This is a genomic window from Stutzerimonas stutzeri, assembly GCF_024448955.1.
Taxonomy (GTDB): domain Bacteria; phylum Pseudomonadota; class Gammaproteobacteria; order Pseudomonadales; family Pseudomonadaceae; genus Stutzerimonas; species Stutzerimonas stutzeri_AQ.
In genome coordinates this window covers 177,318-198,405 of record NZ_JAMOIH010000006.1, presented here as the reverse complement: position 1 = coordinate 198,405, position 21,088 = coordinate 177,318, and the positions used below count along the sequence as shown (strand labels likewise).

Sequence of the window (21,088 nt, the reverse complement as noted above, 5' to 3'; positions counted from 1 at the left end):
TGCCTCAGACCCGCCATCCAGTTATTTCGAAACATCATGCATCCTCTTATCGGCAGGACTTGTTAGGACCGTTGCGGACTTCGCCCAACGGCAAAGCGAAAAGCAACCAGCCTCAACGCTGGGTTAAATCCGATGCCAGTGGGAGAATGTCGCCCTTGCGCAACAAGGGAAGATATCAGATGTCGCGGGACTGGCTGGAAGAACACCAGATAGCATTTTATTTCGCGGCGGTGGTGGCCGCTGCCATTGCAGGCCTGAGCTCTGCGCAATTCACCGGACTGACGGCCATGGCCATCACACCGGCGATTGCCGTGCTGATGTATGCCATGTTTCTGCAGATTCCTTTTTTGGAGCTGCGAGAAGCTTTTGCCAACCGCCGCTTCGTCGGTGCCTTGTTGCTGGCCAACTTCCTATTGGTGCCATTGATGGTGTGGCTGGTGACGTGGCCGCTCTCATCGAACAAGGCCTTGTTGGTCGGCGCGCTGCTTGTCCTGCTGACGCCTTGTATCGATTACGTGGTGGTCTTCACCCACCTGGGCAAAGGGGACTCTCGTCTGGTGCTCGCGGCGACGCCATTGCTGCTGTTGCTCCAGCTTCTGCTGCTGCCCCTCTACTTGCGGCTAATCCTTGGCCCCGAAGCCGGCACAGTGATCGAGCTGTGGCCCTTCGCAGAAGCCTTCCTGTTACTGATCGTCCTACCCTTGGTAGCGGCTGTGCTCACCGAATTTGGCGGACGCCGATCTCTGCTGCTTCGCGCATGGAGCGCAGGTTGGGCCTGGCTGCCAGTGCCTGCAATGGCCCTGGTTCTAATCGTGGTGGTGGGTTCGCAGATCGCGGCTGTCGTGTACCAACTCGACATCCTGGCGCCGTTGCTTCCGGTATACGGAGCGTTTCTACTACTCGCTCCGGCCCTCGGCGTACTCAGCTCCCGGCTATTTGGCTTGGAGGCTTCTGCCGCACGGGCAGTGGCCTTTAGCTCAGGCACTCGCAACTCGCTTGTAGTGCTTCCCCTGGCCCTAGCGCTCCCGGAGTCCATTCGCGCGCTGGCCGCGGCGGCTGTGATTACTCAGACACTCGTAGAACTGATTGGTGAATTGATCTACTTACGGGCGATTCCAGCCATGGTCAGAAACAGTTGAGCCTCGTCGAAATCGGCGAGAGCGCTCATGCCTCGTGCTGTGGAGCAAGATTGATCAGCGGCGCAATGATGAGCTGAGCGGAGCGCGCCCAAGAAACCAGTGCCTCAAGATCCATCTGTAGAGATTGGGCTTCTGTCCAGATACAAGCACTCTCGGCAGGCACCGTAAGAGCGATGCCCTCAACTATCGTCAGAGCCATCGCATGCAATCTCAGTAGCTCGTCGCGAATGGAGGTGATTCCACCCAGTTCCACCAAGCAGACGTCCAAGCGATCAACCAGCCGGAGCAGTTGAGAGGTGTCGAAGCTGTCGCGCAGGTTTTCCAACGCCACGGCGTCCACTTCGCCGTACGGTGTAAGGCGGAAGGATGCGGGAGGAATGTTGATCATGGCGTTTTCTCGGTATCTAGCTGGCTAGGTCTGATCACCCGCAGCGAGCCGGCAGCTTGTTGGAACACCGAGTCCTTGATCCAGGGCTCCGGTGGCCGGTTTAGCTTGAGGTTGAATTCGCCGAAGCGCTTGAGGTTGCTGGTCAGGTAGAGTGGTTGGGCCCCCTTCAGCATACATAGCGGAACTGGTGTAGACGACTAGCCCTGAGCTAGGCCTTGGGCTTTCAAGCAGCTCCAATGATCGGCACTGAAGTGCTAGGGAGCGGATTACTTCTAAAATTCTGGCTAACACGCTCACACTTAAAAACGCTTCTGGATATGCTGGAAAAAGGCAAGCCAAGCAGGCGAAAAATTGACACTAACTACTTTCAATACAATGGTTATTTCTTGGGATATAACTCTTCTAAAGATAATGCCGGTAAATACGGATTTGAAGAAAGCCCTGCTGAAATCAAGCAAAAAGTGAAAGAGCTTTTACTAATCTAGCTCGGTCGAACAAACTAGGTCTATTGCTCGTTGAGTGATCGTCTCTGAGCATTTTAACTGCTGCCGTTGCTGGCAGCCATGAGTCAAAAATTGCACTCAACGACAGGCAGCTTTTGGCCGACAGGTGCCTGTCGTCACCGGCTGCAATCGGCCGAGGCTGTGTAAAAACGTTTTCGAGCGCGACAGGTACTCAAAACCGGACTGGAAATCGCGCATCTGGGCGAAATCCACATCTGCTGAGGTGCCGAAAAATTTCAGATTTCACGTAGACGCGCGCACTTCAATTTTGACGAAGCGTTTTTACACACTCTGGGCCAAAAGCAGGCATTAGATGTGACCACGGCACTCGAGGTGATTCAAAACTGCTCTAGACGTTCGTCTTCAGCTGATAGCCATATGGACAGCACACACCACCCAAGGTACGGTTCATTTGCCATGGTAATACGCCATTATCAAGCGATGCCTAGAGGGATTTAGAGTGCACGTTAAAGCCATCAAGCTGATCAACTTCAAAAAATTTCGCGACGAACTTCTAGAATTCAACGACGACGTCAATATTTTCGTCGGCGACAACAATGCTGGTAAAAGCACAATCTTGGAAGCGTTAGAAATTGTGCTCAATTACAATCATCGTGGACGGCCCTTCAACGGCGAGTTCTCCCCTGATCTTTTCAATCAGGATGCCGTCACGCGGTTTCTCGCCTCTGACTTGAGCTCCAAGCACCTGCCCAGCCTTATCATCGAAGCCTACATTGACGGTGTGCCTGAGTACCGAGGCTCGAACAACAGCCTCAAGGCTGACGCCCAGGGCGTCTTGGTACAAGCCTGTTTCGACCCGTCGTTGGAGGCCGTATACGAGAGCCACCTGCTGACCAAGCCGAACATCACCAGCATTCCGATCGAATTCTATAAGGTGGAATGGCTCGATTTCGGTTGGAATCCGATAAAACCGATCGCTAAGAAGTTTAAGGCGCTGTACATCGACCCCACACGTATCCACCCAACCATGGGGAAGAACCAGTACATTTCGAGCATTCTCAACACCGCATTGGCGAAGGAAGAGCTCGTCAAGCTGACCCTCAATTATCGTGAAAACCTGCAGGTGTTTAACAACTCCGGGGAGGTCAGGACGGTCAATGCCAGCCTTGATGCGGGTCACCTTATCACCGATAGCAAGCTCACCATTGCAGCAAGTACGTTACCTGCGGGCTCCATCCAGACCGGCCTACAGCTTGAGGTCGATGATGTGCCTTTTCACCTCATCGGCAAGGGTGAACAGAGCAATGTGCAGATTAAACTGGCCATTCAGAACAAATCCCACGACATCGATCTGGTGATGATGGAAGAGCCCGAAAATCATCTATCTCACACCAATCTGAACAAGCTTGTGCACTACATCGAAACCCAGCGAGGAGACAAGCAGCTGTTCCTGACCACCCACAGCTCGTATGTGTTGAACAAGCTGAGTATCGACAAAATTTGCCTTGTGCAGTCAGGGTACAAAAGGCTGCACACGCTAGACGCTAAAGTGGTGAAGACCCTCAAGCGTCTTCCTGGCTACGACACCTTGCGGGTGGCACTGTCGGGCAAGGTCATCCTGGTCGAGGGGCCGTCGGACGAACTGGTGCTCAAGAAAATCTACCAACGAAAACACAACCGACTGCCTGAGCAGGACGGGATAGATATCATCGTGGTACGCGGTGTAGGTTTCAAGACGTTCATCGAAGTCGGTAAAGAGATCGGCACCAAGATCCATGTGCTCAGGGATAATGACGGCGACTATAACGGTAACGTTGTACAAGGACGTCTGGAATACGCTGCGTTTCCTAACATCAAGCTGTACTCGTCGATGAACGACGCCGAATTTTCGCTTGAGCCAGCGATGATTTATGCCAACGCAGTTGACATTAAAACCCTTGACGCTTTCGCAAAGGAAGTCTTGTCGACGGAAACCTTCAATATCTACAACGCAGAGGTCTCTCTGGAGGATCGAAGGGAAAATTTGATCCGTTGGTTCAAGAGCGTAAAGGGCAACGGTAAAGGCGCTCGCAAGGTCGACTCTGCGGTCAAACTGTTCGATGGCGCACTGGACTTCAAGTACCCAGCCTTTCTAGACGAGGTGCTCGATTTTGCCTAACGAACTCTGGGTCGCAGGCGCCGGATCAGGGAAAACGCACAAGATCATTACTGAAGCCATTGAGACCATCAAGGCTGGTGGACGTGTGCTTGTAGTCACCTATACAACCAATAATCAGGCAGAGTTGCGCTCTCGTTTTGTTGAGTTGTACGGTGCTAGCAGTGAGCACTTCGTCGTCAAGGGGCTGTTCTCTTTTTACCTGGAAGATATGGTGCGTCCCTATCAGAGCGAGGTATTTCCAGATCGGATCACGACTATCTCGTTCACTGAGAACAACCCTCACTTAATATCAGGTACAACCTACTACATTGAAGGCAGAGCTGAAAAATCGGAAGATGGCACGATCAATCCACTGCATTACCTGACGCCCTGCAAAACAAAGGCGTACTCCGGGTTTTTGGCAAAGCTTGCGACCCTCATTGCGAAACTATCCAAAAATGCCCCTGCCAAGCGGTTGAAGGAGATTTATCAAAGGGTCTATTTTGATGAAGTGCAGGATTTGGTCGGTTGGGACTACGACGTGATCAAATCACTCAACAAGGTCATGGTCGACTCGATCTGTTGTGTGGGCGACTTTCGACAGACAATCTACACAACGACGTTCGGCCATAAGGCTCCGCAGACGCCTCAACAGAAGGTCGATTACTTCGTCGGGAAAATGAAGTTCGAAAAGCATTCGATGCCGAAGAATCGCAGGTGCATACAAGAAATCTGCGACCTCTCCGACACGATCCACCTGGGGCTGTATGACAAGACGGTAACAGGTGTCGAGAAAGTGCCAGACGAAATATCGCATCACCATGGCACCTTCATAGTGAAACAATCTCAGGTGAGCGATTACTTGGCAGCGTTTCAGCCTCAAGTACTGCGCTGGTCGTCCACCACCGGCACTGGATACCTACCGGGTAACCTTATCTGTTATACGTTCGGTTCCTGCAAAGGCTTAGGCTTTGATCGAGTGCTTGTGATCCCGTCAGATAAACATCTGAAGTTCATTGGCGGAAATGCCAAAGTGTTCGACAAGGATAAGACGGAGGAGTCGCGAAACAAGCTATACGTCGCGATTACCCGCGCGCGCTATAGCCTGGCCTTCCTCGTCGAGGATAAGAAGGTGAAAGGGCTCCCTTACCCCATATGGGATGGCTCTGGCGCGCTCAATGCAGTGATCGAAAAGTGAGGCGGAGAGGCTGACGACTCATGTTGAGTGACGAGAAGCCGCCTCTCCCCGCGGACATTTCAGGAGCAATACCATGACGATGGCCCATGAGCGCACCCGTAGCGTTGTTCAAACACGGGACTTCCTACAGGAGCTGGCTAGGGACACGAGCCTTCCTGAAAACGTACGGTACCAAGCAAATAATCTACTTCGGCATTACCCGACAGCAGAAGCCGTCTGGTTGGCTGGTCGAGTGGAAGAGCGATCCAAGCAAGAGCTTTCCCTATTGGCCGACAAGCATGGACCTCTACATCCGGTGTTAGTCAGCTGGCTGTTAAATGATCCGATGTTTTCGGATCACGGAGCCAGCTGAGCCGGGGCGCAACACTGGCAAGAGGATCCCCCTCGTCAGGTGTTCAAGGGGCAGATGCTGGCTGTGGCCTTGATGTCCATCATGCCGTTTAAATAGGCCCCGTTTATCTCTGAGCGGCCCGAAGGGAGCCGTGCACTGGGCGTGATTGACATACCGCCGTGCCGTAACAGCTTCCCTCGTATCTATAATTGGTGGCTCAGCTAGGAGCCATCATGAGTTTGTTGCCGATTGAATCTGTTTTGCCCGCTTTAAGAGATGCCTTGTCTGCACGTAATGAAGTTGTACTTGAGGCAGCGCCGGGGGCAGGCAAAACAACGCGAGTACCAATAGCGCTGCTGGAAGAGCCTTGGCTGGCCGACCAGACTATTGTCATGCTCGAACCACGTCGACTAGCTGCCAGAGCCGCAGCTGAGCGACTGGCGAGCGAGCTGGGAGAAAGCGTTGGGCAAACAGTCGGCTATCGAATTCGCTTGGAGAGTAAGGTCGGACCACAGACTCGAATTGAAGTAGTGACTGAAGGCATTCTTACTCGTCGGCTTCAAGACGATCCTGCCCTAGATGGCGTTGGGCTGCTCATATTTGATGAGTATCATCTGCGTAGTCTCGATGCCGATCTGGCGTTGGCCTTGTGTCTCAACGGCCGTGAGTTGTTGCGCGACGAACCGCCGCTGAAGGTGCTGCTGATGTCCGCCACGCTGGAAGGCGAGCGCCTGTCGCGCCTGCTGGACGAGGCGCCTGTGGTACGCAGCGAAGGTCGCATGTATCCGGTGGAGCAGCGTTGGGGGCGGCCGAGTCAGATCGGCGAGGCGCTCGAACCCCGGGTGGTACAGACCATGCTCCAGGCCCTGGCCGATGAACCTGGCAGCCTGCTGGTGTTCCTCCCCGGCCAGGCGGAGATTCGCCGCGTCGCCGAGCAGTTGGCCGAGCGCCTCGCTGGCCGGTCAGAGATCCTGCTCTGCCCGCTGCACGGCGAACTGGAGCTGAGCGCCCAGCGTGCGGCCATCGAACCGGCGCCGGACGGCAAGCGCAAGGTGGTGCTGGCGACCAACATCGCCGAGACCAGCCTGACCATCGAAGGCGTGCGGGTGGTGGTCGATGCCGGCTTGGCACGCGTGCCGCGGTTCGATCCTGGTAGTGGCATGACCCGCCTGGAAACCCGTCGCATCTCACGCGCCTCGGCGACGCAGCGGGCCGGCCGCGCCGGACGTCTGGAGCCAGGGGCCTGCTATCGGTTGTGGTCGGAAGATCAGCATGCGCAATTGGCGGCTTATTGCGACGCGGAAATTCTTCAGGCGGACCTGGCTGGAGTAGCGTTGCAACTGGCGCGCTGGGGCGTCGAGCTGGATGAGCTCGCCTGGCTGGATGCGCCGCCTGTGGCGGCTTATGGGCAGGCGCAGGATCTGCTGCAGCGCCTCGGCGCACTCAGCCGTAACGCTCGCGGCGGTTGGCAGCTGACCGCTCACGGCCAAGCCATGGCTGAATTGCCGGCGCATCCGCGCATCGCCCATATGTTGCTGCGCGGGCAGGCGCTGGGGCTTGGTCCGCTGGCGGCCGATCTCGCTGCATTGCTGGTAGAGCGCGATATCCAGCGCGGCGGCCAGCGCGACAGCGGCAGCGATATCTCCACCCGCCTCGGAATGCTCGCCGGAAGCGCGGGGCGGCATGCCGGCGCGCAGCGGGTGCGTCAGCTGGCCCGGCAGTTTCGTGGTCTGTTGCGCGGGCCGGCGGGCGATGTTTCGAGTGATGCGGATGACCCGCGCTGGCAGGGTGCGCTGCTGGCCTTCGCCTATCCTGATCGAATCGCCCGCCAGCGCCGCGAGGGCGGTGGCGAGTACCGTCTGGCCAACGGGCGGGCGGCGGTGTTTGGCGAGCCGGATGCGCTGATGAAGGAGCCTTGGCTGGTGATCGCCGAACTGGGCAGTCATCAAGGTCAGCGCGAAGAGCGCATCTATCGCGCCGCGGCACTGGATCCGACGCTGTTCGACGAGGTGCTGGCCGAGCAGGTCGGCCAACACGACGCGCTGGAATGGGACGAACGCGAAGGCGTGCTGCGTGCCGAACGGCAGCGGCGGATCGGCGAACTAGTACTCAGCCGTGAACCCTTGCCGGGGCTGGATGATGAAGCGCGCAGCCGTGCCCTGCTTGGATTGGTCCGCCGCAAGGGGCTGGAGTTGCTGCCCTGGACGCCCGAGCTTCGTCAATGGCAGGCGCGCATCGCCTTGCTTCGGCAAATCGATCTGGATGCCGGTGCAGCCAGCCAATGGCCGGACGTCAGCGACGCCGCATTGCTCGATCGCCTGGAGGATTGGCTGCTGCCGTATCTGGGCAAAGTGTCACGGCTGTCCCATTTCGCGCAGCTGGACTTAAAAGAGATGCTAGCCACGTTGCTGCCGTGGCCGTTGCCGCAGCGGCTCGATGAATTAGCGCCGGTCGCCATCGCCGTGCCTTCCGGCTCGCGGGTGCGGCTCGATTACAGCGAATCGCCGCCGGTATTAGCGGTGCGTCTGCAGGAGTTGTTCGGCTTGGCCGCCACGCCGCGCATCGCCGGCGGGCGGCAGGCAGTGAAGCTGCATCTGCTATCGCCAGCGCGCCGGCCGGTGCAGGTGACGCAGGACTTGGCGAGCTTCTGGGCCAACACCTATGGCGAGGTGAAAAAAGATCTGAAGGGGCGCTATCCCAAGCACTATTGGCCGGACGATCCGCTGGTCGCCGAGCCCACGGCGCGCGCCAAACCGCGTGGAGCGTAAAAAAGCAGCTTCCCTTATTCCCCCGGCAGGCTTAGATCCTCGCCTGCAGCCGCCATCTCGGCGTAGGCGCGATCCAGTGCATCGAGGACCGCTTGACTGTCGCTCAGCCGACGCGACGCGATGAAGCGGATCGGGACCTTATGGACGTTCACATAAGGCAGCGCTTGTATGCCGAGTTGCTGCAGTGTCTGGTTCACCGGAATCTGATAATCGAGCAGGTAGTCGGCGCGGCGGTGCTGCAGCATTTCAAGTGCCGAAGCATGGCTGCTGGTGCGATGAAGACGAATGCCCAGCTGCGGGTCGTGCAGCATCTGGTTCACCACCGGCCAGTAGTTGTAGCCACCGATGATGATGACGCCACGTTTGCGCAGGCTCTCGGGCACCTTTGGCGGTGGTGTGTCCGACCGGTGATAGAGGTTGAGGCTGATCTGCGCCAGGGTTGCGCGTCCCTCCAGCGTGTCCGCGGCCAGCTCCGGTTTGCCTGGCGCACCCGGCCACAGATCGACGGCGCCGCTTTTCAGGGCCGCATACAGGCGTGCGCTGGGAAATGCGCGAAATTGCGCTCGATAGCCGGCGCGTTCGAATATGCGGTGAGTGAGGCTTACCAGCGGCCCCTGCGGTAGGCCCTGCGGATCGCTGTAGATGGCGGGCGGAAAGTCGTAATAACCGACCGTCAGGGTGCGCAGCGGCTCGGCCTCGGACGCGGCGAGGCAAGGTCCCGCGAGGAATACTGCAAACGAGATCCAGAGCAGAGCTTTCAAGGTAATTCACCGACCCTTGTGATTGCACAGTGCAAGCATGGTTGCCGGGCGCCTCCGTGTCCAGAAAGGCGACGGGCCGGGTGTCGAATGGTGGATACAGCGTTCATAGCCGCCGAGGCGGAGCCGGTTCTGGCTGACTATGCTGAAACCGAAGATGTGGTCGCCATGCTCCTGCCGGTGGCCCGTTCATTCGTCGGTGGAGTGGGCTATGTATCGCAAGGTGTTCGCCAACAAGGTCTTCGATCGCAAGGTGGTGCTGATCACAGGTGGATGCGCCGGAATCGGTCGGGCGCTGGCCGAGCGGATGGCGCAGGCTGGGGCGCGGGTGGTTATTTTCGATCTGGAGCAGAACGCGCTCGATGGGCTGGTCCAGCATCTGGTCGATCATCACAACGCAGATGCCCTGGGCCTGCGCTGCGATGTGTCGGATGCGGCGGCGGTGCAGCAGGCCGTTGCGCTGGTGGTGGAACGCTTCGGCGGCATCGATGTGCTGATCAACAATGCCGGCATCACCCATCGCAGCCGCGTGGCCGATACCAGCCTGGCGGTGTTCGAACGGATCATGGCGGTGAATTTCTATGGTGCTCTGCATTGTACTCAGGCGGCCTTACCGAGCCTGAGGGCGCGTCGAGGACAGATCATTGTCCTAAGTTCACTCTCGCAATACGCGCCTGTACCTGACCGCGGCGCCTATAACGCCAGCAAGCATGCCTTGCATGGGCTGTTCGAGACCCTGCGCGGCGAGCAGGACGGCAGCGGCGTGAACGTGATGCTGGTCTGCCCCGGTTATACCGCGACCGATCTGCGCAAGAACGTGCTGATCGGCGACGGCTCTACCGCCCCACAGCCGGTGCTGGCCGTGGGCCGGGTGGCATCGCCACAGGACGTGGCCGAGGCCATCTTCCAGGGCGCGCTGAAACGGCGGCAGCTGCTGGTGCTATCGAATCTCGACTGGCGCGCGCGGATGGTGGCGCGCTGCTTTCCACGGTTGTTCGAGCAGTTGCTTTTGCCGCGGCTGGCGGGCAATCGGTTATCAAGAAGCATCAACTGACGCCGCTCTCGCGGGAAGGCGGCCCCGGCGCGATGCTTTTGGATTGCTGCAGACCTGTCGCCTGCTATCGCTGCGAGGGCGCGCCTGCCACGAAAGGCGGTGCGGTGCGTGCTATGGCTTTGTGGGAGGGCCGCCCTCGGCGCGATGCTTTGCTTTTTCGCGCAGGGCTGCGCTGTTTTCGTCGCGATTCCTGTCGCTTCGATGAAAGCAAATGCCGTCAGCCCGGCTGGGCATCGCCATATAACTGTTGCACCAGCTCCATGTCCCAGTACGCCGCTTCGATCTTGTGGCCGTCGAGATCGCGCACGAAGCAGCCGTAGTAAGGCTCGCCGTACTCCTGCCGCGGTCCCGGCGCGCCTTCATCGGTTGCACCGGCTGCCAGCGCGGCACGATGGAAGGCGTCCACCGAGGCTTTGTCTGCGGCGAAGAAGCCTACATGCGTGCCGTTGCCAAGACTGGCCGGCTGGCCATCGATGGGCGTCTGCAGCCAGAACTCGGGATATTCGCGGCCCCAGGCCACCGCGCCGGGGTGGCTCATGATGCGCTTACAGCCCAGCGTTGCGAGTGTCTGGTCGTAGAAGGTCGCGGCTTGCTCGAAGCGGTTAGTGCCCAGGGAAACGTGGGACAGGATGCTGGGGTTCTGGTCGGTCATGGCGTGGTGCTCCGAATGTGAGAGCAACCAAGCCTAGACCGACGAATCGTTACTCGCCGTCCGGCTGTTCGTTTTTTGCATCGCAGCCGATGGCTGGTTGGCTGCAGAGCATGAAGCAGCGGAACAGCACCACGGTCGCCAGCAGCTGCACCATCCCGACAGCGCTGTCGACCAGTGCGGCGATCAGTCCGGGCGGTGCCTCGCCGGCCCAGAGCTGGGCGGCCAGCCAGGCTTCGAGAAGCCACAGCGGCAGCAGCACCGCGAGGATGCAGCCGAACACCAGGAGAAAGTGGCCACGCGTCTGCAGGAAGCTTTCCTTCAGTGCCGCCAACGGGGTCAAGCCACGCAGGACCAGCAGATATTCGGCGAAGGCGATCTTGACCATCACCCACAGCCCCGGCAGCACGAACAGCGAGGCGCCAAGCATGATCAGCAGGGTGCCCAGCCCGGCCAGTACCGTCATCGACGGCCATAGCGGCACGGCACGGGCCAGCACCTCGCGCAGCGGCGGCGCATGGCCACGGCTGCGGGTGTCGAGGAACAGGATCAGCGCGCCGATGTACAACGGGTAGAACACCATGCCGACCAGCAGCTCCTGCGCCGGCACCGCATCCTTGCCGAACCAGTGCTCGACGGCCAGCCTGGCGCAGCTCTCCAGAGCGATCAGCGGCAGGCAGAGACGCGCAATCGACGCCAGATTTCGGGAATAGAAGTACCAGGCGTCACGGAGGATGGTCAGGACATTCATCGCGGTCGGAACAGTCTCGGAAAAACAGGCGCGCACTTTAGCCCAAGAAATCGGGCAGCGACATGCGCGATATTGCCGTCCAAGCAGGCTGTTTGAAAACTGCTGCGCTCGGTTATGCGGCGTTAAAAACAGGCTCGCATGCGAGCTCAGTCCGCTTCCTCGCCTGTTTTTGCGGGAAGCCTAGTTCTTGCCTGGGCGGCCCCGCCTAACCTTCGCTCGCTACGTTTTCACACAGTCTGCATACTGACCGGCCTTTCTCGACTCGGGTCGCCGCGTGAAGAAGATCGCCCTGTTTGCCGATGTGCAGAACCTCTACTACACGGTCCGCCAGGCCCACGGTTGCCATTTCAACTACACCGCCCTATGGGCTGAGGTCAGCGCGCGCGGCGAGATCGTCGAGGCCTATGCCTACGCCATCGACCGTGGCGACGCCAAACAACAGCAGTTTCAGCAGATCCTGCGCAACCTCGGCTTCACCGTGAAGCTCAAGCCCTACATCCAGCGCAGCGACGGCTCGGCCAAGGGCGACTGGGATGTGGGCATCACCATCGACGTGCTGGACGCTGCCGCGCGCGTCGATGAAGTGGCGCTGGCCTCCGGCGATGGCGATTTCGACCTGCTGCTCGACCGCGTACGCGCCGGCGGCGCCGAAGCCATCGCCTATGGCGTGCCGGGGCTGACCGCGCAATCATTGATCCGCGCCGCCACGCTCTATGTGCCGATCGAAGGAAAGTTGTTGTTGAAGAGTTAAGAGCCGAAAAAGCGCTGGAGGCTGGACGGGAAACGGTGCGCGGAGCACACCCTACTTGGCGGCGCCGTGTCGTCCGTAGGGTGCGCTCCGCGCACCTTGTGCAGAACAACGCAGCACGACGCGTTGCTCGTCCAGCCAGCGTTTGCGAGTAAACTGCACGCCCCGTTTTCATCGTTCGGTTTCCGCCATGACTTTCGCCTCCCTGGGCCTGATCGAGCCATTGCTGCGCACGCTCGAATCCCTCGACTACACCACGCCGACCCCGGTTCAGGCCAAGGCGATTCCCGCCGTGCTCAAGGGGCGCGACCTGATGGCCGCGGCCCAGACCGGCACCGGCAAAACCGCCGGTTTCGCCTTGCCGTTGCTGCAGCGTTTGCTCCATGAAGGGCCGCAGGTGGCGAGCAACTCGATTCGCGCGCTGGTCCTTGTGCCGACCCGCGAGCTGGCCGAGCAAGTCCATGAAAGCTTCCGGACCTACGGTCAGAGCCTGCCGCTGCGCACTTATGCGGTGTATGGCGGTGTCAGCATCAATCCGCAAATGATGGCGCTGCGCAAGGGCGTCGATGTGCTGGTGGCGACACCGGGCCGGCTGCTCGATCTGTACCGGCAGAACGCAGTGAAATTCGATCAGGTACAGGCGCTGGTGCTGGATGAGGCCGACCGCATGCTTGATCTGGGTTTTGCCCAGGAACTGGACGATCTGTTCAGCGCGTTGCCGAAGAAGCGCCAGACCCTGCTGTTTTCTGCGACCTTTTCCGATGCCATCCGCCAGATGGCGCGTGAGCTGCTGCGCGACCCGCTGTCCATCGAGGTCAGCCCGCGCAACGCCGCCGCCAAAACCGTCAAGCAGTGGCTGGTGCCGGTGGACAAGAAGCGCAAAAGCGAGCTCTTCCTGTATTTGCTGGCAGAAAACCGCTGGGGCCAGGTGCTGGTGTTCGCCAAGACGCGAAAAGGCGTCGACGAGCTGGTAGAGCAACTGCAGGCCCAGGGAGTTTCCAGCGATGCCATCCACGGCGACCGCCCGCAGGCCTCGCGCCTACGCGCGCTGGAGCGCTTCAAGGCCGGCGAAGTGCAAGTACTGGTCGCCACCGACGTGGCCGCGCGCGGGCTGGATATCCATGACCTGCCGCAGGTGGTCAACTTCGACCTGCCAATCGTCGCCGAGGACTACGTGCACCGCATTGGCCGTACCGGCCGGGCCGGCGCCGCCGGTGAAGCGATTTCACTGGTCAGCGCCGATGAAGTCGACCAGCTCGCCGCCATCGAGACGCTGATCAACCAAGTACTGCCGCGCCATGACGAGCCTGGCTTCGTCCCCGATCACCGTGTGCCGACCACTCAGCCCGGTGGGCAGATCATAAAGAAGCCGAAAAAGCCCAAGAAACCCAAGGAGAACGCCGCCAAAGGGCGGGTCCATCTGGGCAACTGGTTCGATGAAAGTGAAAAACCCAACGCGAAGGCGATCCGCAAAGTACCGAGTCTGGGTGGGGCGAAGCCCGCTGGAAAGAAGCGTTAAGGAAACGATTCTCCTGTTGCGAGCGGCGACAGTCCTCGGCGAAAGGCTTGTTGCTGCGTGACGGTGATAGCGCGGAACATGGTCGCCTTGTTCATGCTGCCGTGAGCCTGGACGACCGTCGTTTGTTGCCTGTCTGAATGAATCGACTTTCAACCGGGACCAGCCCATGCATGGGGCACGCTTGTTCGGCGGGCCCAGCTAGTGAAGTAGATAAAGAGGTGGCCTTTGGCAAATACTGATGCAGAACTTCATGCGCTCAGCCGCCATGACGTATGGGCCGGCTTCAAGCAGCTGACACCTATTTCGCTTTTTGTCGTCGTGTTTGGTCTGGCCTTTGGTCTGGCTGCGGCGCAGGCGGGGTTAGATAGTTATTCCATCATGCTCATGAGCGGCCTGGTCTTTGCCGGTGCTTCACAGTTTGCCTCGCTGGAACTCTGGGGCACCCATGTCCCCCTCGTCCCGCTGGTGGTAACCGTATTTGCCGTCAATGCCCGGCATCTGTTGATGGGCGCGACCTTGTATCCGTGGCTGCGTCAATTGCCGCCGTCGAAGCGCTATGCCGTCATGTTCGTCGTCTCGGACGCCAATTGGGCGATGTCCATGCAAGCGTTCAGTCGCAATGAACCTGGGCTGGGTATCTTGTTCGGTGGCGGTCTCGCGCTCTGGACGTTCTGGGTGCTTGGGACCTGGCTTGGCCTTTATTTCGGCAGTGCCATCCATGATCCGGTCAGCCTGGGGTTGGACATGGTCATGGGGTGTTTCCTGTTGGCGATGGTCGTTGGCGGCAAGAAAGACCTGCGGATGGCCATTGTCTGGATCGTCGCCGGGTGTTCGTCGATGTTGGCGTACTGGTATCTGCCCGCCAATAGCCATGTCGTAGCAGGCGCGCTCGCAGGCGGCATATTGGGCGCGTTGTGGATGGAGAAGCAGAATTGACTTTGGAAACGGCAGGCTCTGGCGCGCTGATCATCATCCTGATCATGGCCGTGGTGACCTTGGCAACCCGCTGGGGCGGTGTGTTCGTGATGTCGTTCGTGCCCATCAACCGCAGGACTGAGCAATTCATCAGCGCTATGTCTGGCTCAGTGCTGGTGGCGTTGCTTACACCCATGGCGGTTAATGGAGACAACGGCGCTCGGCTGGCTTTCTTGGTTACGGCTGTCACGATGTTGATGCTCAAGAAACCATTGCCCGCGATCGCTGCTGGGGTGATCGCAGTCGCGCTGTTCAGGCAGTTCTCCGGTTGATAAGAACGGCTTTGCTCTAAATCAGGTGAGCGCAAAGCCGGCCTGGGTCGCGAGCTGTGGTCAGTCGTAGAAATGAAATGTAGCAAGGATGAATGCGCTGCAAACGCAAGGTCATTGCAGGTTCCTGTAAATTGCGGATTCCCCACTACGTAGCCACCCTTGCCGCCCTATGGCCCTCCTGATTGCTTTCGCTGTTCTGTCCATCCTCGTTTCCTTCATCTGTTCGATTCTGGAAGCGGCGCTTCTATCGATTACCCCGAGTTTCATCGCGCACCAGAAGGTGGCGAATCCCAAGCTCTATGAACGCCTCAAGCACCTGAAGGAGAAGGTCGACCAGCCGTTGGCGGCCATTCTCACGTTGAATACGGTTGCCCACACGGTCGGCGCGACGGGCGTTGGCGCCCAGGTCACGGTCGTGTTCGGCAGCGGCTACCTTGGTGCTGCGTCCGCCATCATGACCGTCCTGATCCTGGTTCTCTCGGAGATCCTGCCGAAAACCATCGGTGCGCGGTATTGGCGGGAATTGGCGCCGTATCTGCCTCCTTTCCTCAAGGGAATGATCGTTCTGCTCAAGCCGTTCATTGTCGTTTCCGATCTCATCATGCGGCTGTTTGGCGGCAAGGAGCCGGAGCATAACGTTCGCCAGGAGATCAAGGCGCTGGCCTTGCTCGGCCGTGAGACGAACCAGCTGGATGAGGACGAGCAGCGCGTCATCGGCAATATTCTGGACCTCCACGAAATCAAGCTCCGCGCAATCCTGACCCCAAGGACCGTGTGCGAGTATGCCTCGCCGGACGACAGCATCGCGGCGTTCAAGCAGAAGGTCAGCGAAAGCCAGTTCTCGCGCTATCCGGTCATCGGCGACAACGAAGATCCGCTGGGCGTGGTCTTTCGTTATGACATTCTGGCCGCAGCGGATGACAGCACCGTCGCCTCGATCATGAAGCCCATCAAGATCACCTCGGAACTGACGAGCGTAGAAAACCTGATGACTCAGCTGATGCGTGAGCGGCAGCACATGTGCCTCGTCTATGACGAGTTCGGCAGCTGGCAAGGGCTGGTGACGCTGGAAGACGTGATCGAATACATCATCGGCCAGCCGATCATGGACGAGACCGATGACATTCCAAATATGCGCCGCTTCGCGAAGCGACGCTGGGAACACCGCATCAAGGCGTCGCGGGACTAGGCTGACGCTCAGCTCGTAGGGCCGAATTCATTCGGCCGCAGATTGCAAAGCGAACATGTTCGGCCCTTCGGTCGAGCCGGAGGGCCGGTACAGCCTTGAGTCATCGTGAAATTGCGCGCTCATGTGCCGGCCGTACTGCACGATCTGCGCCTCCAGTCGAGCATCTCACCGGCGCAGAACACGCCCGGTAGCAGGCGCAGAATCAGCTTGCCGTCCAGCGCCTCGAAGGAAACGGCCGGGATTTGGCTCCGCTCTCAACCGGCCGTCACGGTCATGCCGCCATCGACCATCACGACCGAGCCGACCATGAAGCTGGCGCGGTCGGAGGCCAGAAAGGCCACCACCTCGGCGATCTCTTCCGGTTGTGCGGCGCGTCCGATGGGTGCGGCTTCGCCGTGTTTGGCCAGGAAACCGGGGCCATCGTCGACGACCTCGTTGAGGATGTTGGTGACCACATCGCCCACGCCGATGGCGTTGACGCGGATGCCATGCTCGATTGCCTCCAGCGCCAGCGTGCGCGTCAGTTGTGCCAGTGCGCCCTTGGACGCGGCGTAGGCGGCGATGGTGGGAAAGGCGAAGTACGAGGCGTAAGAGGCGATATTGACGATGGCGCCCGAGCGGTTCGGCAGCATTGCCTTGATCGCTTCGCGCGAATGGAGAAAGGCTGCGGTGACATTGGTCGCCTGGATGCGCTCCCAATCCTCGCGGGTCATTTCGATGACCGGCTTGTTGATGATGATCCCGGCGTTGTTGACCAGAATATCCAGCCGTCCGAACTGTTCCACCGCCAGCCCCACCGCACGCTCGGCCGCGCCGTCGGCGGTGATGTCGGCCACCAGGGGCACCAGCCCGGGCTGCGCCAACGTCTCTACGTCGGGGCTCAGATCCTCGGCGACGACCTTTGCGCCGCGGGCATGCAGCATTTGAGCGATGGCCTTGCCGATGCCGCTGGCGGCTCCGGTAACCAGGACGACCTTGCCTTCGACTTCCTGGGGAACGCGGTGTTTGATATCAGTCATGCGTATTTCCTCCGATACGGGCCAGGCGAGAGATTCACCAGCCGGACGCTTGTGAGCGATGCCGGGCTCACTGTCGCGTAAACCCGGTACCACGGCTTTTGCGGCCTTGCGCGGACTGTTGGAGTCTTGCGCGGAGCTGAGAATAGTCAGTCCGCCGTTGGGTGCTAACCGCTTACCCCTCACCCTAGCCCTCTCCCGCAGGGAGAGGGGATTGCTCCGGTGTCAGGCCCACCCCGGCGATTCAGTGGCTCCAAGCCGCCCCCTCGCCCCTTTGGGGAGAGGGTTGGGGTGAGGGGTTGGCTTCCATCCAGCACATTAGCCCGACCAGTTACGCATCCCAGATTCCGGGCCTGAGCTAACCTCTTCGATCGCGTCGCTTTTTTGTGGACTTCGCAATGGAGGCATCCTTGCAGCAATCCGATTCTGATCTGCCTCCCGTGATGGACGGCCAGCGCGTGACCGCCGAAGCGATGCCGCACTTTTTACCCGGTAAGCCGCTGTCCTTGCCGCCGCGCCCGCCGGTGCAGGATGTGGTAGTGCAGCTGTTCAGCTATCAGGGCCTTGCCGAACCCATCCTGGTTCCCGCCGTGGTGGAGCCGCTGCTGGTGCTGGTGCTGTCCGGCGCGGCTACGGTCGAAGAACGTGCCCTCGATGGCGAATGGCAAGCCACCGAGGTTCGGGCTGGCGACTTCTTCCTGACCAGCACCAGCGAGCCATACGAGATGCGCTGGCAGGTGCAGGGCGACGCCCGTTTCGAGGTGATGCACCTTTATCTCAGCCTGCCGCTGATCGAGCAGGCCGCGCGCGACCTGTACGGTGACAACTGCAACCCGGTGAGTTTTCTCGATGTCTCCGGCGCTCATGATGAGCGCGTGACTTTCCTGCTCGAACAACTGCGGCTGGAGCTGTTCAGCGAGCGTCAGCCCAGCCCGCTATTCGTGCACAGCCTGGCCCTGGCGCTGGCCATACACCTGGTGCGCACCTACCCGGACCCGCACAACGCCGCCAGGGGCGCGAATGCGCTACAGACCTACAAGCTGCGTCGCGTCATCGAAACCATGAAGGCGCGTCTGGCCGAGGAGTTCTGCCTGCCTCACCTGGGGCAGATCGCCGGCCTCAGCGACTACCACTTCAGCCGGCTGTTCAAGCGCGCCACGGGCCTGTCGCCCTCGCAATATTTCATCCGCCTGCGCATGGCACGCGCACGCCATCTATTGCTGGAGACGGAGATGAGCGTCATCGAGATCGGCATGGAAGTTGGATACTCGAGCCCCAGCCACTTTTCCCAAGTCTTTCGTCGTGAGGTGGGCGTGACGCCGAGAGCCTATCGCCAGATGTGAGTTCGGCCTGCGTCGACGTCTCGGGCTTGCGTGCGGCGCCGATCAACGGCGTCCTATTTATTGCCTAGGTGCCCGCACAGGAGGTGGGGTTCGGCTCAGGCTTCGCCGACAGCCAACGCAGCATGCCCTCGGCCGCGGCGCGGCCGCTCGCGAAGCACGTGGTGAGTAGGTAGCCACCGGTGGGCGCTTCCCAATCGAGCATCTCTCCGGCGCAGAACACGCCCGGTAGCTGGCGCAGCATCAGCTTGTCGTCCAGCGCCTCGAAGGGCACGCCGCCCGCGCTGCTGATGGCTTCGTCCAGAGGGCGTGGGCGCAGCAGGGTAATGGGTAGCGCTTTCATCACTGCGGCCAGCGCTTGCGGGCTACGGAAGGTTTCGGCGTCGGTGAGTTCGCGTAGCAGGGCGGCTTTGACGCCGTCCAGCTTCAACTGACGATGCAGGTGCTTGGCCATGGACTGCGAGCCGCGCGGTTTGGCCAGGGCGGCGGCGATCTGCGCTTGGGAACGATCCGGCAACAGGTCGAGCAGAACGGATGCCGAGCCTGTTGCGTTGATCCGCTCACGGACGTCCGCTGACAGCGCATAGACCAGGCTGCCTTCGATGCCGGTCGCGGTGAGGACGAATTCGCCCCTTCGCGGTGTTGCGCCGGGCAAAGCCAGGCTGATAGTCTTCAGCGGCGCGCCGGCGAATTTCTCGACGAGGTGTGCACTCCAGCCCGCCACCTCGAAACCGCAATTGGCTGGCTGCAGCGGCGCGATGGCGACGCCACGGGCTTGCAGCAGCGGCACCCAGGCGCCGTCCGATCCCAGTCGGGCCCAGCTACCGCCGCCCAGGGCGAGTAGGGTGGCATCCGGTTTCAGCAGCGTTTCGCCTTCTGGCCCGTCGATACGCAACTGGCCATCGCCGCTCCAGCCCAGCCAGCGCCGGCGGGTGTGAATCTGCACGCCGCTGTCGCGCAGGCGCTTGAGCCAGGCGCGCAGCAGCGGCGCGGCCTTCATGTCGGTGGGGAACACCCGGCCGGAGCTGCCGACGAAGGTATCGATGCCCAGGCCGTGAATCCACTCGCGCAATGCATTTGGATCGAAGGCTTCGAGTAGCGGCCGCAGCTCGCCGGCCCGTTCGCGGTAGCGCTCGACGAATGCGGCGAAATCCTCGGCGTGAGTGATGTTCATGCCGCCGACGCCGGCCAGCAGGAACTTGCGACCCACCGAGGGCGTGGCGTCATACAGGTCGACCGCGATGCCGGCTTGGCTCAACACTTCGGCAGCCATCAGCCCGGCTGGGCCGCCGCCGATGATGGCGACGCGGGAATGCGTAGGAATCGAAAGCATGGTTCAGGCCTGGCGGTACGAGGCCGGCATTGTAGCGAATGCCGTTCCGATACTTGCCGACATCATCGTGCGTCCGCCCATACAAAAATCGCTAGCCAAATGCGGCGTCAAACCAGCCCGTAACGCTCCCAGGCTGCGGCGGCACTGAAATGCAGCTTCGCATGGCGCCGGGCGAGCAGGGCGCGGTCCCTGTCGTAACCGCCGCCGATCAGCCCGACCAGCGGAATGTCGCGCCCCAAGCAATGTTCGATGACCGCGCTGTCTCGCATTGCCAATCCCTCATCGCTGAGGTTGAGCAGGCCCAGCGCGTCGTCACGGTGGACATCGACACCGGCGTCGTAGATCACCAGATCCGGCTGATACAGGGGCAGCAGATAATCCAGCGTGTCGTTCACCGTCTTGAGGTAATCGGCGTCGCCCAGCCCTGGCGCCAGGGCAATGTCCCAGTCGCTTCGCGCCTTGCGCGCCGGGAAGTTCTTCTCGCAATGCAGCGACACGGTCACAGCGTCGGGCACCTGTTCGAGGATGCGCGCGGTGCCGTCGCCCTGATGCACGTCGCAGTCGAAGATCAGCACACGGCCCACCCGGCCGCTCTCCAGCAGCGACAGGGCGATCACCGCCAGGTCATTGAAGATGCAAAAGCCCGAGGCGTGGTCGTGATGGGCATGGTGGGTGCCGCCCGCCAGATGACAGGCCAGGCCATGCTGCAAGGCGCGCTCGGCGGCCAGCAGCGAGCCGCCCACCGCGCGAACGGTGCGCTGGGCCAGTTGTGGGCTCCAAGGCAGGCCGAGGCGGCGCAGTTCCTCGCGGCTCATGTCTCCCGTGCAGTAGCGCTCGACGTAAGCGCGATCATGGGCGAGAGCAAGAATATCGGCCGGACAGATTTCCGGGCGCAACAGTGCTTCATCCGTGGTCAAACCGCTCGCAATCAGGTGATCACGCAGCAGCCGAAACTTTTCCATCGGAAAGCGATGCCCGGACGGTAACGGCGGGCTGTAATCATCATGAAAAATCAACGGTAGAGACATCGTTCGGCGCCCGAGTGGTCAGCCGGAAGTA

The 21,088-nt window shown here is 60.3% G+C and carries 21 protein-coding genes; 13 read left to right on the top strand and 8 right to left on the bottom strand.

Annotation, left to right across the window (positions count from 1 at the left end; translation table 11 throughout):
- Positions 1-179 precede the first annotated feature (179 nt).
- The gene (locus NA645_RS08865) at positions 180-1,139 is read left to right on the top strand and encodes an arsenic resistance protein (protein WP_003292675.1); all 960 of its coding nucleotides are present in this window, start codon (positions 180-182) and stop codon (positions 1,137-1,139) included.
- A gap of 25 nt (positions 1,140-1,164) precedes the next feature.
- Here the strand turns inward: NA645_RS08865 and tnpC are convergent, their stop codons facing one another.
- The gene (tnpC, locus tag NA645_RS08860; protein WP_003292676.1) at positions 1,165-1,527 is read right to left on the bottom strand and encodes a Tn3 family transposase post-transcriptional regulator TnpC; all 363 of its coding nucleotides are present in this window, start codon (positions 1,525-1,527) and stop codon (positions 1,165-1,167) included.
- The gene (locus NA645_RS08855; protein WP_003292677.1) at positions 1,524-1,700 is read right to left on the bottom strand and encodes a hypothetical protein; all 177 of its coding nucleotides are present in this window, start codon (positions 1,698-1,700) and stop codon (positions 1,524-1,526) included. Before NA645_RS08855 ends, tnpC begins: the two co-directional genes overlap by 4 nt.
- Before the next feature lie 63 nt (positions 1,701-1,763).
- Here NA645_RS08855 and NA645_RS08850 point away from each other — a divergent pair, with 63 nt between their 5' ends.
- The 5 genes from NA645_RS08850 (at position 1,764) to hrpB (ending at position 8,425) form a co-directional block, all read left to right on the top strand.
- Positions 1,764-2,012 (top strand): hypothetical protein, encoded by a 249-nt coding sequence (locus NA645_RS08850; RefSeq protein ID WP_101153433.1) that lies wholly within the window; start codon positions 1,764-1,766, stop codon positions 2,010-2,012.
- Positions 2,013-2,490: 478 nt separating this feature from the next.
- Positions 2,491-4,149: an ATP-dependent nuclease gene (locus NA645_RS08845; RefSeq protein WP_015275579.1), complete on the top strand. Its 1,659-nt coding sequence runs from the start codon at positions 2,491-2,493 to the stop codon at positions 4,147-4,149.
- Positions 4,142-5,326, top strand: coding sequence for a UvrD-helicase domain-containing protein (locus NA645_RS08840; protein ID WP_003292679.1), 1,185 nt, complete (start codon positions 4,142-4,144; stop codon positions 5,324-5,326). The genes NA645_RS08845 and NA645_RS08840 overlap by 8 nt, the downstream gene beginning before the upstream one ends.
- Before the next feature lie 73 nt (positions 5,327-5,399).
- Positions 5,400-5,678 carry a BPSL0761 family protein gene (locus NA645_RS08835; RefSeq protein WP_015275580.1) on the top strand — a complete coding sequence of 93 codons (279 nt, stop codon included), beginning with the start codon at positions 5,400-5,402 and terminating at the stop codon, positions 5,676-5,678.
- Positions 5,679-5,890: 212 nt separating this feature from the next.
- On the top strand, positions 5,891-8,425 hold the full coding sequence (gene hrpB, locus NA645_RS08830; protein ID WP_256048495.1) for an ATP-dependent helicase HrpB: 2,535 nt from the start codon (positions 5,891-5,893) through the stop codon (positions 8,423-8,425).
- Positions 8,426-8,439: 14 nt separating this feature from the next.
- Here the strand turns inward: hrpB and NA645_RS08825 are convergent, their stop codons facing one another.
- Complete coding sequence (locus tag NA645_RS08825) at positions 8,440-9,186, bottom strand: substrate-binding periplasmic protein (protein WP_256048494.1); 747 nt, start codon at positions 9,184-9,186, stop codon at positions 8,440-8,442.
- Between the two features lie 208 nt (positions 9,187-9,394).
- Here NA645_RS08825 and NA645_RS08820 point away from each other — a divergent pair, with 208 nt between their 5' ends.
- The gene (locus tag NA645_RS08820; RefSeq protein WP_256048493.1) at positions 9,395-10,237 is read left to right on the top strand and encodes an SDR family oxidoreductase; all 843 of its coding nucleotides are present in this window, start codon (positions 9,395-9,397) and stop codon (positions 10,235-10,237) included.
- A 217-nt stretch (positions 10,238-10,454) separates the two neighbouring features.
- Here NA645_RS08820 and NA645_RS08815 read toward each other — a convergent pair whose 3' ends face one another.
- A complete protein-coding gene (locus NA645_RS08815; RefSeq protein ID WP_256048492.1) occupies positions 10,455-10,889 on the bottom strand; it encodes a VOC family protein in 435 nt (144 codons plus the stop codon).
- Between the two features lie 49 nt (positions 10,890-10,938).
- Positions 10,939-11,637 carry a YciC family protein gene (locus NA645_RS08810; RefSeq protein WP_256048491.1) on the bottom strand — a complete coding sequence of 233 codons (699 nt, stop codon included), beginning with the start codon at positions 11,635-11,637 and terminating at the stop codon, positions 10,939-10,941.
- 274 nt (positions 11,638-11,911) lie between these two features.
- Between NA645_RS08810 and NA645_RS08805 the strand changes: the two genes are divergently transcribed.
- The 5 genes from NA645_RS08805 to NA645_RS08785 all read left to right on the top strand — a co-directional run bounded on the left by NA645_RS08805 (position 11,912) and on the right by NA645_RS08785 (position 16,340).
- Positions 11,912-12,388: an NYN domain-containing protein gene (locus tag NA645_RS08805; RefSeq protein WP_256048490.1), complete on the top strand. Its 477-nt coding sequence runs from the start codon at positions 11,912-11,914 to the stop codon at positions 12,386-12,388.
- 187 nt (positions 12,389-12,575) lie between these two features.
- A complete protein-coding gene (locus NA645_RS08800; RefSeq protein ID WP_256048489.1) occupies positions 12,576-13,904 on the top strand; it encodes a DEAD/DEAH box helicase in 1,329 nt (442 codons plus the stop codon).
- Between the two features lie 225 nt (positions 13,905-14,129).
- A complete protein-coding gene (locus NA645_RS08795; RefSeq protein WP_256048488.1) occupies positions 14,130-14,840 on the top strand; it encodes an AzlC family ABC transporter permease in 711 nt (236 codons plus the stop codon).
- Entirely contained in the window at positions 14,837-15,151 is a 315-nt protein-coding gene (locus NA645_RS08790; RefSeq protein ID WP_256048521.1) for an AzlD family protein, read from the top strand. The genes NA645_RS08795 and NA645_RS08790 overlap by 4 nt, the downstream gene beginning before the upstream one ends.
- A gap of 169 nt (positions 15,152-15,320) precedes the next feature.
- Positions 15,321-16,340, top strand: coding sequence for a CNNM domain-containing protein (locus NA645_RS08785; protein ID WP_256048487.1), 1,020 nt, complete (start codon positions 15,321-15,323; stop codon positions 16,338-16,340).
- Between the two features lie 254 nt (positions 16,341-16,594).
- Here NA645_RS08785 and NA645_RS08780 read toward each other — a convergent pair whose 3' ends face one another.
- The gene (locus tag NA645_RS08780; RefSeq protein WP_256048486.1) at positions 16,595-17,359 is read right to left on the bottom strand and encodes an SDR family NAD(P)-dependent oxidoreductase; all 765 of its coding nucleotides are present in this window, start codon (positions 17,357-17,359) and stop codon (positions 16,595-16,597) included.
- Positions 17,360-17,754: 395 nt separating this feature from the next.
- Between NA645_RS08780 and NA645_RS08775 the strand changes: the two genes are divergently transcribed.
- Positions 17,755-18,699 (top strand): helix-turn-helix domain-containing protein, encoded by a 945-nt coding sequence (locus NA645_RS08775; RefSeq protein ID WP_256048485.1) that lies wholly within the window; start codon positions 17,755-17,757, stop codon positions 18,697-18,699.
- Positions 18,700-18,763: 64 nt separating this feature from the next.
- On the opposite strand, the gene NA645_RS08770 is transcribed toward NA645_RS08775, so the two are convergent.
- Together NA645_RS08770 and NA645_RS08765 are read right to left on the bottom strand one after the other, a co-directional pair.
- Entirely contained in the window at positions 18,764-20,029 is a 1,266-nt protein-coding gene (locus tag NA645_RS08770) for a TIGR03862 family flavoprotein (RefSeq protein WP_256048484.1), read from the bottom strand.
- A 107-nt stretch (positions 20,030-20,136) separates the two neighbouring features.
- Positions 20,137-21,057: a histone deacetylase family protein gene (locus NA645_RS08765; protein WP_256048483.1), complete on the bottom strand. Its 921-nt coding sequence runs from the start codon at positions 21,055-21,057 to the stop codon at positions 20,137-20,139.
- Between the last annotated feature and the right edge of the window lie 31 nt (positions 21,058-21,088).